Source organism: Acinetobacter rudis, from assembly GCF_000829675.1.
Lineage (GTDB): Bacteria > Pseudomonadota > Gammaproteobacteria > Pseudomonadales > Moraxellaceae > Acinetobacter > Acinetobacter rudis.
The window spans coordinates 1-9,455 of record NZ_BBRX01000006.1; the positions used below are offsets into that span (position 1 = coordinate 1).

17 protein-coding genes are annotated in these 9,455 nt (G+C 38.2%); 6 read left to right on the forward strand and 11 right to left on the reverse strand.

From position 1 onward, the window contains the following. The 10 genes from Aru01_RS01320 to Aru01_RS01355 form a co-directional block, all read right to left on the reverse strand. On the reverse strand, positions 1–266 hold a 266-nt coding region (locus tag Aru01_RS01320), incomplete at its 3' end, for a DUF2280 domain-containing protein (protein ID WP_042111058.1). Between the two features lie 59 nt (positions 267–325). Further along, the gene (locus Aru01_RS01325) at positions 326–967 is read right to left on the reverse strand and encodes a putative metallopeptidase (RefSeq protein WP_016655776.1); all 642 of its coding nucleotides are present in this window, start codon (positions 965–967) and stop codon (positions 326–328) included. Between the two features lie 14 nt (positions 968–981). Then, a complete protein-coding gene (locus tag Aru01_RS01330) occupies positions 982–1,275 on the reverse strand; it encodes a hypothetical protein (protein ID WP_016655775.1) in 294 nt (97 codons plus the stop codon). Continuing rightward, positions 1,256–1,711: a hypothetical protein gene (locus Aru01_RS01335; RefSeq protein ID WP_016655774.1), complete on the reverse strand. Its 456-nt coding sequence runs from the start codon at positions 1,709–1,711 to the stop codon at positions 1,256–1,258. Before Aru01_RS01335 ends, Aru01_RS01330 begins: the two co-directional genes overlap by 20 nt. Positions 1,712–1,747: 36 nt before the next feature. Next, positions 1,748–1,921 (reverse strand): hypothetical protein, encoded by a 174-nt coding sequence (locus Aru01_RS18435; RefSeq protein WP_016655773.1) that lies wholly within the window; start codon positions 1,919–1,921, stop codon positions 1,748–1,750. A 1-nt stretch (position 1,922) separates the two neighbouring features. Beyond that, positions 1,923–2,219 (reverse strand): hypothetical protein, encoded by a 297-nt coding sequence (locus Aru01_RS01340; protein ID WP_016655772.1) that lies wholly within the window; start codon positions 2,217–2,219, stop codon positions 1,923–1,925. Beyond that, positions 2,219–2,353: a hypothetical protein gene (locus Aru01_RS18575; RefSeq protein WP_016655771.1), complete on the reverse strand. Its 135-nt coding sequence runs from the start codon at positions 2,351–2,353 to the stop codon at positions 2,219–2,221. Before Aru01_RS18575 ends, Aru01_RS01340 begins: the two co-directional genes overlap by 1 nt. A 202-nt stretch (positions 2,354–2,555) precedes the next feature. Beyond that, positions 2,556–2,798: a hypothetical protein gene (locus tag Aru01_RS01345; protein ID WP_016655770.1), complete on the reverse strand. Its 243-nt coding sequence runs from the start codon at positions 2,796–2,798 to the stop codon at positions 2,556–2,558. A gap of 208 nt (positions 2,799–3,006) precedes the next feature. Then, the gene (locus Aru01_RS01350; RefSeq protein ID WP_016655769.1) at positions 3,007–3,852 is read right to left on the reverse strand and encodes a hypothetical protein; all 846 of its coding nucleotides are present in this window, start codon (positions 3,850–3,852) and stop codon (positions 3,007–3,009) included. Positions 3,853–3,960: 108 nt separating this feature from the next. Then, positions 3,961–4,119: a hypothetical protein gene (locus tag Aru01_RS01355; RefSeq protein WP_155757940.1), complete on the reverse strand. Its 159-nt coding sequence runs from the start codon at positions 4,117–4,119 to the stop codon at positions 3,961–3,963. A gap of 100 nt (positions 4,120–4,219) precedes the next feature. Between Aru01_RS01355 and Aru01_RS01360 the strand changes: the two genes are divergently transcribed. The 6 genes from Aru01_RS01360 to folE all read left to right on the forward strand — a co-directional run bounded on the left by Aru01_RS01360 (position 4,220) and on the right by folE (position 8,409). Beyond that, entirely contained in the window at positions 4,220–4,489 is a 270-nt protein-coding gene (locus Aru01_RS01360; protein ID WP_016655768.1) for a helix-turn-helix transcriptional regulator, read from the forward strand. Between the two features lie 119 nt (positions 4,490–4,608). Beyond that, positions 4,609–5,193, forward strand: coding sequence for an anthranilate synthase component II (locus Aru01_RS01365; protein ID WP_016655767.1), 585 nt, complete (start codon positions 4,609–4,611; stop codon positions 5,191–5,193). Between the two features lie 9 nt (positions 5,194–5,202). Beyond that, complete coding sequence (gene trpD, locus Aru01_RS01370) at positions 5,203–6,249, forward strand: anthranilate phosphoribosyltransferase (RefSeq protein ID WP_016655766.1); 1,047 nt, start codon at positions 5,203–5,205, stop codon at positions 6,247–6,249. Between the two features lie 10 nt (positions 6,250–6,259). After that, positions 6,260–7,066, forward strand: a complete 807-nt coding sequence (trpC, locus tag Aru01_RS01375; RefSeq protein WP_016655765.1) for an indole-3-glycerol phosphate synthase TrpC — start codon at positions 6,260–6,262, stop codon at positions 7,064–7,066. 14 nt (positions 7,067–7,080) lie between these two features. Beyond that, complete coding sequence (locus Aru01_RS01380) at positions 7,081–7,767, forward strand: Smr/MutS family protein (RefSeq protein WP_016655764.1); 687 nt, start codon at positions 7,081–7,083, stop codon at positions 7,765–7,767. A gap of 93 nt (positions 7,768–7,860) precedes the next feature. After that, positions 7,861–8,409, forward strand: coding sequence for a GTP cyclohydrolase I FolE (folE, locus tag Aru01_RS01385; RefSeq protein WP_171068165.1), 549 nt, complete (start codon positions 7,861–7,863; stop codon positions 8,407–8,409). Between the two features lie 71 nt (positions 8,410–8,480). Here the strand turns inward: folE and Aru01_RS01390 are convergent, their stop codons facing one another. Further along, the gene (locus Aru01_RS01390; RefSeq protein WP_016655762.1) at positions 8,481–9,311 is read right to left on the reverse strand and encodes an OmpA family protein; all 831 of its coding nucleotides are present in this window, start codon (positions 9,309–9,311) and stop codon (positions 8,481–8,483) included. Between the last annotated feature and the right edge of the window lie 144 nt (positions 9,312–9,455).

The following is a 9,455-nucleotide window of genomic DNA, read 5'->3' on the forward strand; positions in this document are numbered from 1 at the left end:
AACTCAGTAAGACGTACAGCTTTATTGGCTAAAGGAATATCAAAAACATTGGTCCTAAAATCATTTCTAGTTTTATAAAATAGGTCTTTGAGTTTTTTACTCATACTCCTACATGTTGCTTTAGTTGGGTCGTATGCTGCGACCTGCTGACGCTCAATTTCAATGCCAAACTCTAGTCTTACAGACTCCACTACTTGTTGAGGGGTTTCAAAGCATGCAAGAGACTGAACTATAAAGATTTTTACAGGCTCTTTAAGTGTTGCCATAAATGCCCCTTTGTAAGACTACGTAAGACTAAATAGGCAAAAAAAAAGAGCCTTTCGGCTCAGTTAATTACACAGTTCCCGCAGCACTTTGCTATATCCAAATCAGGTACAAACGGGGGATTCTGTGCGACCTCGACAAGTCGTTTGACACTTTCACTTGCTCCCCATCGTTTAACCACACCGATAAATTCTTCAACGTCATGGCCTGCTAAATAATGTTTAGGTAGACCAGTATGATCGCTATAGATAGGCTCACCATCTTCGTCACGCTCAACGCCAATGTGATAAAGCTCATGCTCGATCAGAGCACAGAAATCACGATCAGTTGCTTGTTCGCAGAATGATGCATCAATGGTAATTAAATAGACCGGTACAAAACCGAACCAATCTCGCATCTGCTGCTCTTGCCTTGCTTTCTTCCATCCACCCTGGTTAAACATCACTTTTTCGCATTGGCCTAACACCATGCGCTTTTTAGCTGTCATTGCAGAAGAAGCCCAAGCAAAAGCTAAAACCGTTTCATCGTCATGTAGTAATTCGGCAATGTGGTCATGATCTGGATTATGTAAAGCACCACCAAGCGTTAAGAAGTTATTTATTACCCATTCTTTTAGATCCACGGCGGGCACTAGGCGAATAGATTCTTCTTCCTCAGCCTGATCAATAAAGTCAGTCGGTGGGAATGGTCTGATTTGGTCCATTTTTAATCCGCTCTTTAAACACGAAAAAATGATTCTAGGTAAGATGGTATGTACATAAATTTAATGGCCTCTTTAATTAGGCGTGCATTAGGTTTTAAGCTATATACATCACAGTCCAAATCTTGGATCTCCATCATTTCTAATAGTACTTCCAATGCTGAGCACTCAAACGGTTCGTAGCACCCCTCAATCAATACATAAGGGATACCAGAATTATCATTAATAAAATTGTCTTGAGAAAACTCAAAACCTTGAACCAAAACTACTACTGCCTGTCTGCACAGTTTCTTATGTATTCTTTGTTTCATTAAAACTATGCCTCTTTAAATTTTTTAACCACTGAACTGCAAAACAAGCTTGAACCTGTAAAGGTCCATCTTCTTTGATTTTGTATGATCGAGCTGACTCTAAACGTACAACGCTATACCCCATCTCAGCAGCAACATCGTAGCGATCCATGCTCCATGCCTTAGTAGCAAGCTTTCCACCTCTACCGCCTGACCATGGCCCACCTGAAATCTCAATTAAAATTCTGTGTTCAACGAGGTGAAAGTCAAAACGCCAATGCTTAGTTGATTTAAATTGGAATTTCTTCTCGTATTTAATCTCAAGTATTTGCAAGGTACGTTCGATTTCTTCTTCAGCGTCTAGATAACGATTAGTAGCCTTAGGCAGTGGTCTAGTTCTTGGTTTTGTTTGGATGGGCTTCTTATTAGTTAGAGCCTTGTATTTTTGAATGTCCATAGTTACCCACGGCGTTTTAATTATGGCGAATTCGACCTAATTAGAATTAAGCATTACTCTTAAGTTCTTCGTCCACTCTTTTAATTGGCCAATCTTTTTATCAACAAGCATCATTTCATCACGAGACATCAAACCACGCGACAATGCTTGCCATTTAGATATCTCAGATTCGTAGCGTTCTATATTTCGTTGTGCTTCCATTTTATCCATCTTAAAAATCCCTTACAGTTCGCTCAGCAACACAGATCGACACATAACTATCAAATCTTGCCTTACCTGTATCAATAAATTGCTTCTTCATCTGCTCTAGCGCACTCATGTCATTCTTAAGATACTTAAGCAACAGGTCACCATCTTCACAGCGTGCCTTACAATCATCTAAAGATTTATTCACATCACTCATGATCTGTTCAAAGAAATGCTCTCTATTTTTCTTGCTATTCTTCAGGTAAAAACCAACCTCAAAATCATCTGGGCCAGAGTGATAAATCATTTCATAAATAACCATCACTTCTTCTCAGCAATATAAACTTGACCACCGAATACCATTGGCTTTTTTTGAGTAATGTCTTTTTGGAAGAATCGAAAGCACATCGCATAACCAATAAAAAATGAAATAAGTCCAACTAACACATAAGACATAAATCTACACTCCAAAAATTAGATACAAATAACGTAGTCTCTCGGATTGTTATAAAAACGACAGGCAAACAAAAACCCGCACATGGCGGGCTGAACAAACCAAATCTCTTCCAAATAAATTGTTATATTTGTTGAAAACTTAGGTTTTAACTACATAGATGAAATATCATCACCCCATCTAAATATGACACACATAAACACACTAATAACCAAATGTAACCAGGATATGGTCCACCCCATTAATCTCAAAGATATTTACCTGATTAGTTGATTTGCTATTAATGCCAGTTATGGAATCAAGCTCTTTAATTAACTTAGCATCAACCACTCTCTTTTTCTCATTATCATCAAACCACGCTAACACCTTGGGTGAAGAAAAATATTGGTGATAAGATACTTCTTGGGAAGTTATCTGATTTCTTAAAGTTAAATGTTTTTTATGCATGGTGAGAATACCACCTTAACTCTTGTTGAATAATTTTCAACACTACATCAACTTATCAAACTATTTGTTATACATTTAATTATTTTATATTTATGTGTGTATCTTTTTTGAGAACTATCACGCAGGTTAATCAATACTGTGTTCACCTGCCAAAAAATAAACCTGTGACCATCCGCTTAGAAGGCGGATGCTAAATCACAATCTAAAATTAAAACAACTCTATTCTTAACTTTTTATTCAATTGACTAAATTCTTGAGACAATTCTTCCTTATGATTCGTCAGAATACTCTCGACCCTACTTTCGATATCACTTACAGCAAGACTCTTACTATCCATTTTCCTCTTTAAATCCTCTAAAAGATATGAGCCAATACGGTAAGTATTACCTAAAATATCAATCTCATATTCCAACCCTTCAATTTCAATTTCTCTTTTTTCAATAATCCTATCAGCCACACCCTTTTGATTTTGTTGTATTTGTCGTTTAAAGGAAACTTGATCAAGTCTATCTCTAGCTTCGTGTCTCTTCGCTTCTATATCTTCAAGTTTTTCATTCTTTTCATTAAATTCTTGAGTGTACTTAACCAAGTCTATACCAGTATTTTGATAATTATAAATTTCCACATTCAAAGTATTGTATATTAACTCTAATAATCCAATTACTTTCACAGTATCCTTCTTGTTCTGATCATCACATACAATCAATACCTTATTTAGTTTACTTGAAAAATCATCATAATAATTAGTAAATGTTTCGTAAAAATTAGAATTAACTCGAGGAAATCTATTTATTGATGAAATAAACAACTGCCCTGAAGCAACAACATCAAGATAAACCTCACGTTTAGCCTCTAAAATATTATTATGTTGTTGAGTTTTTAAACCAGATTTAAATGCATAGTTTGCCGCAAACACTATTCCAGCTGCACCAATAAGTGAGCTAAGAACTGCCGCCCCTATGGCATAATTAGCCTGTATTTGAGCAGCCTGTAATGTTGCAATCACTGCCATGATATCTGCAGGAATCACCAAGTCAACCATCATATTACCCATAAAACAAAACCCCGCAAATGCGAGGCTTTAAAATCATTTTGTCTAACCGTACTACGACCAGTATAGTAAAACTATACCTTAGATTCCGAAATAATGGAAATATAATTTTCAGCGCTTAACTCCAAGCCCAACCTCACCAGAAAAGTCACTCAACCCACACTGAATTTGGTGTAATTTTCTAGTCAATGCTGTCACTTGATAAAAATACCCCTTAAGAAGATGCACTTCTAGTTTTTCATCACTACTCGCAGCCTGATGTATTTTCATTATATCTTCAGCAGAGTTCGAAACACATTTGCGCAGTCCTGATTTTATGGAAATTGATTTGAATGAGGTGAAGGCATGATCGAAGGTGCGGAGAATAATCATGAGAACTGAACAGGAAAATAAACTACTCCAAGCAATTTTTAATGAGATGCAATTGATTAAAAAAGCAGTAGCAGTTCAGGATGAGCGTCGAGTCAGTGTAAAGGAATTTGCCAAGCGATTAGGCTTTTCAGAGCCAACTTTATGGGACCGTATAAAGGATGGAATTATTGAGAAACCTCAACAAGATGGACGTAGAGTTTTTTGGTTGAATAGCTATGTAAACTTTGCTGTCCAACATTGTAAAAAATCTGATACAGTAGCCGCCTAATAAGCGGCTTTTTTATTGTCTCAATAATTTATGCGCTTTATGATTTGTGAGTAACATTGTGAGTAACATTGCAACCATAGTCATGTTTCATTTAATTAAATCAAGAGGTTAAGCTCAACATGCTCTTAATGATCGACAATTATGACTCTTTTACCTATAACATCGTCCAATATTTTGGTGAGTTAGATCAGGAAGTAAAAGTTGTCCGTAATGATGCCGTGACTTTGGAGGATATTGAGCGATGGCAACCTAAATATTTGGTGATCGGCCCTGGACCTTGTTCCCCTACTGAAGCAGGCATCTCTGTTCCTGCGATTCAGCATTTTGCGGGGAAAATTCCATTACTTGGAGTCTGCTTAGGACATCAAAGTATTGGACAAGCCTTTGGCGGTCAAATTGTGCGCGCAAAAACAGTGATGCATGGACGTTTATCTGATATGTATCACAATGATAGTGGCATTTTCAGTAAGCTCCCTTCACCTTTTGCAGCGACACGTTATCACTCCTTGGTGATTGATCAAACCACTTTACCTGAGTGTCTTGAAATCACCTGTTGGACTAATGAAGCTGATGGCTCGATGGAAGAAATCATGGGGATTAAACATAAGACATTGCCAATAGAAGGCGTGCAGTTTCATCCAGAATCCATCTTAAGTCAGCATGGCCATCAAATATTTAAAAACTTTCTCGAAATTTATGCATAAGTGAATACTATGAATATCCAACAAGCATTAAGCCATATTACTAAAAACATTCATTTGACTCAGCCACAAATGGAAGATGTAATGCGTTCCATCATGAGTGGTGAAGCTACAGATGCACAAATTGGTGCATTAATGATGGGCCTTCGTCTAAAAGGCGAGAGCATTGATGAGATCACAGCTGCAGCACGAGTAATGCGTGAATTTGCAATTAAAATTGATGTCACTGATTTACCTTACTTAATTGATATTGTAGGTACGGGTGGAGATGGACAAAACCTATTTAATGTTTCAACAGCCTCTAGTTTTGTCATTGCTGCTGCAGGTGCAACCATCGCTAAACATGGTAATCGCGGTGTTTCATCCAATTCAGGATCGTCTGACTTATTAGAAATGGCAGGCATTCAACTAGATTTAGATATGCAACAAACAGAACGTTGTATTCGTGAGATGGGGGTTGGCTTCTTATTTGCGCCAAACCATCATAAAGCGATGAGATATGCCGTTGGTCCCCGTAAAGAATTAGGCATACGCAGCATTTTCAACTTACTTGGCCCGCTTACGAATCCGGCTGGAGTAAAACGATTAGTGATTGGTGTGTTTTCAAATGAACTCTGTCGCCCCATTGCTGAAGTTATGAAGCAACTCGGTGCTGAGCATGTCATGGTGGTACATTCACATGATGGATTAGATGAAATCAGTTTAGCCTCTAAAACTTATGTTGCCGAATTAAAACATGGTGAAGTAACTGAATGGATCATCAATCCAGAAGATGTTGAGATTGAATCACAAACACTTGCCGGCCTCAGTATTGAAAATGCTGCAGACAGTTTAGCGCTTATCAAAGACGCATTATCACGTAACAAAACAGCTCGTGGAGAAAAAGCAGCCAATATGATTGCTCTCAATGCAGGTGCAGGTTTGTATGTTGCTGGTTTAACACTTAATTATAAACAAGGTGTGGCTTTAGCACACGATATTATCTATGGCGGACAAGCTTTAGAAAAAATCAGCGTATTGGCAGAATTCACCAAAACGCTCAAGCAATACCAAGCTTAGGGATTAAGTCATGCAAAGTATTTCAAATACCATTTTAGGAAAAATCGTTGACCGTAAAGCAGAAGAGCTCACTGAACGATTGAAACAGCACAGTCTATATGACATCGAACAACTTGCACTTGCAGCAAGCCCTGTTCGAGGATTTGCAAAAGCATTACAGGGTAAACGCCCTGCAGTGATCGCAGAAGTCAAAAAAGCCTCACCATCTAAAGGAGTAATTCGTCAAGATTTTGATCCTGCTGAAATTGCAGCACAGTACCAACGCGCAGGTGCTGCGTGTTTATCTGTATTGACCGATATCGATTTTTTCCAAGGTGCCGATGAAAATATTGCCATTGCGAAAAAACACTGTAACCTCCCGATCCTCCGTAAAGATTTCTTAATTGATCCTTATCAAGTTGTTGAAGCACGAGCTCTACAAGCTGATTGCATTTTATTAATTGTTGCCGCACTTTCAGATCAACAACTACAGGAAATGTCACAAACTGCTTTTGAACAAAATCTAGACGTGTTGGTTGAAGTGCATGACGAGGCAGAGTTAGATCGCGCATTACAACTCTCCGAGCACTGCTTACTTGGTGTAAATAACCGTAATCTTAAGACTTTCGAAGTCGATTTAAATACATCTCTTCGTCTTAAGAAACGACTTGACCCATCACGTAATTTAGTCACTGAAAGTGGCATCGCTACGACTAATGATGTACGCATGATGCAAGATCATGGTATCAATACATTCTTGGTGGGTGAGAGTTTTATGAAGCAGCCAGATCCAGCTCAGGCATTTTATGAACTATTTGGTGATGTTGCCGTAATTTAAATATAAGTTTGACTATGAGTATTTCAGATTCATCGCTTTCCAAAGCTCAACAAAAGCTTTTAAAAGCGTTTAAACAACAAATCTCACAACCTGCACCTAAGGTGCAGGTTGAGGAAGTAAAAGCAGAAACAGCAACCACTGTTCATCAAGAACAGGAAGATGAGTTGTTGTTTAAACAAGCCTTACAAGGTGTCACTGCATTGGCCGATGCCAATGTTGCAAAAATTGAAAAACCACGTCAATTGAAAGCTGATGCTAAAACATTAGCAAAACGTGCTGCAGCTGAAGGTCCGGTATTCACAGAAGATGCTGAACTGTCTGATACACACGCCATGCTCAATCCAGTCGCCAGTCAGGCAAAGCTCAGCTACCGAATTGCAACGTTACAACATAAAGTTTTTGAAGATCTTAAAGCGGGTAATTTACGTTGGTTTGAAGCAGTTGATTTACATGGTTGTACTATTGAAGACGCACGTCTAGCTGTACAACAGATTATTCAAATTGCCAAAGATGAAAATCAAAATGTACTAAAAATAGTTCATGGAAAAGGCCCTGAAGCAATCTTGAAAAGTCACGTCAATAGTTGGCTTAGGCAACATCGTGATGTTCTTGCATTTGTAAGTGCACCAGAAAATCAAGGTGGTACTGGCGCTGTTCTTGTTCTTCTTAAAAGGACGGAAAAGAACCCCAAATATAAGTAAATCACCTTACTTATATTTAAATCAGTTTCTATAGCATTTTCTGCTACAATGCCGCCCAAGTTCAATCCGTTATAAGTGAACATTTTTATGTCGATGCAGCAATCTTATGCAAATATCCTTACAGCCGTTGGTGAGGATCTAAATCGCCCAGGCTTACAAGATACGCCAATGCGTGCTGCTAAAGCTTTTTCATTTTTGACCTCTGGATATACTCAATCACTTGAAGAAGTGACCAATAATGCAGTATTTCCATCTGATAACCCAGAGATGGTTCTTGTCAAAAATATTGAGTTTTATTCTTTATGTGAACACCATTTATTGCCATTTTCTGGCCGTGTACATATAGGGTATTTACCTGAGGGCAAAGTTTTAGGTTTATCAAAATTTGCCCGAATCACTGAAATGTTTGCACGTCGTTTACAGATCCAAGAAAACCTTACACAGCAAATTGCCGAAGCTATCGCCGAAGTCACTGGTGCTCGTGGTGTTGCTGTTGTTATCGACTCAGCACATATGTGCATGATGATGCGCGGTGTAAGTAAGCAAGAATCAACGACACGTACTGTATCTTTTATTGGCGATTTTAAAACGCATAAAGATGAACGTCGTGAGTTTTTACAAGCTGTACCTGAAAGCTATTAATAATTGGCTAAAAATCAACGAAAAAAGTAAGCCCCATCACTAGATGGGGCTTACTTCATTGTATAAAAAGATTAGTTCTTTTCAACACCTGTAATTTCAACACTTACGCGACGATCTTGCTGTAAACAAGCACGTTGTGCATTTCCTTTAGCGACGTCATAACAACCATTACCCATTGGTTGAGATTTTCCTGCACTCGCATAACTAATCACTTGCGCTGGAACACCTGCACCAATCAAATAGCTCCGTACTGTTTCTGCACGTTTTAATCCTAATTGATAGTTATAAGACTCTGATCCTAAACGGTCAGTATGCCCCACCAAATGAATTTTACTTACAGTCGTATAGCCTTGCTGAATCGTACTTGCTAAACCCTTTAGTTCTTGCTTTCCTTTAGGCAATAAATCCTGTTGCGATGAACCATTAAATTTAAATAAGGCATCAGCACTTAAATTAAATTGTTTGTTCTGCACTGGATTTTGTATAACCTGTTGAACAACGGTTGTCTCTGTTGGATACATAAACTGTTGACAGTCCACACCTTTCCAGCTCAAACGCTCAGCAACATAATGTTTGTCATAATCAATTCGTAGTTGACAACGCTTATATTCTTGCGTGTTCGGTTTACGAATATCGAGTACATAATTCCAAGTTTTAACAAAGACTAAGCCTTCACTAAAATGTGGATTACCCAATACATGACGGAATTGATCCTTATTTGATCCTACCGCTAAGCGTGCAACATCTGCGTATTCATAACGTTTAACCTCTTTTAGATAACTACGATCAATCTCTGGAAAAGATACTTCATCCGTTGTTGATGTCGCTAATTCTTCGGCATTGATCGACATGCTTGTGATGACCACTAAACCGCCGAGTAAACCTTTAACAATACTTTTCATAATATGTGAATCTCTAAAGTTAAATTTGATAAGAAGGCTGTGATCAGCCTTCTTACAGTTCATCGATTGTTTAATTAATCAATCACGCCACTAATACCAATACGGAAGCTTGGATCACCTTCAGATGCTGCGGCAATACCACCA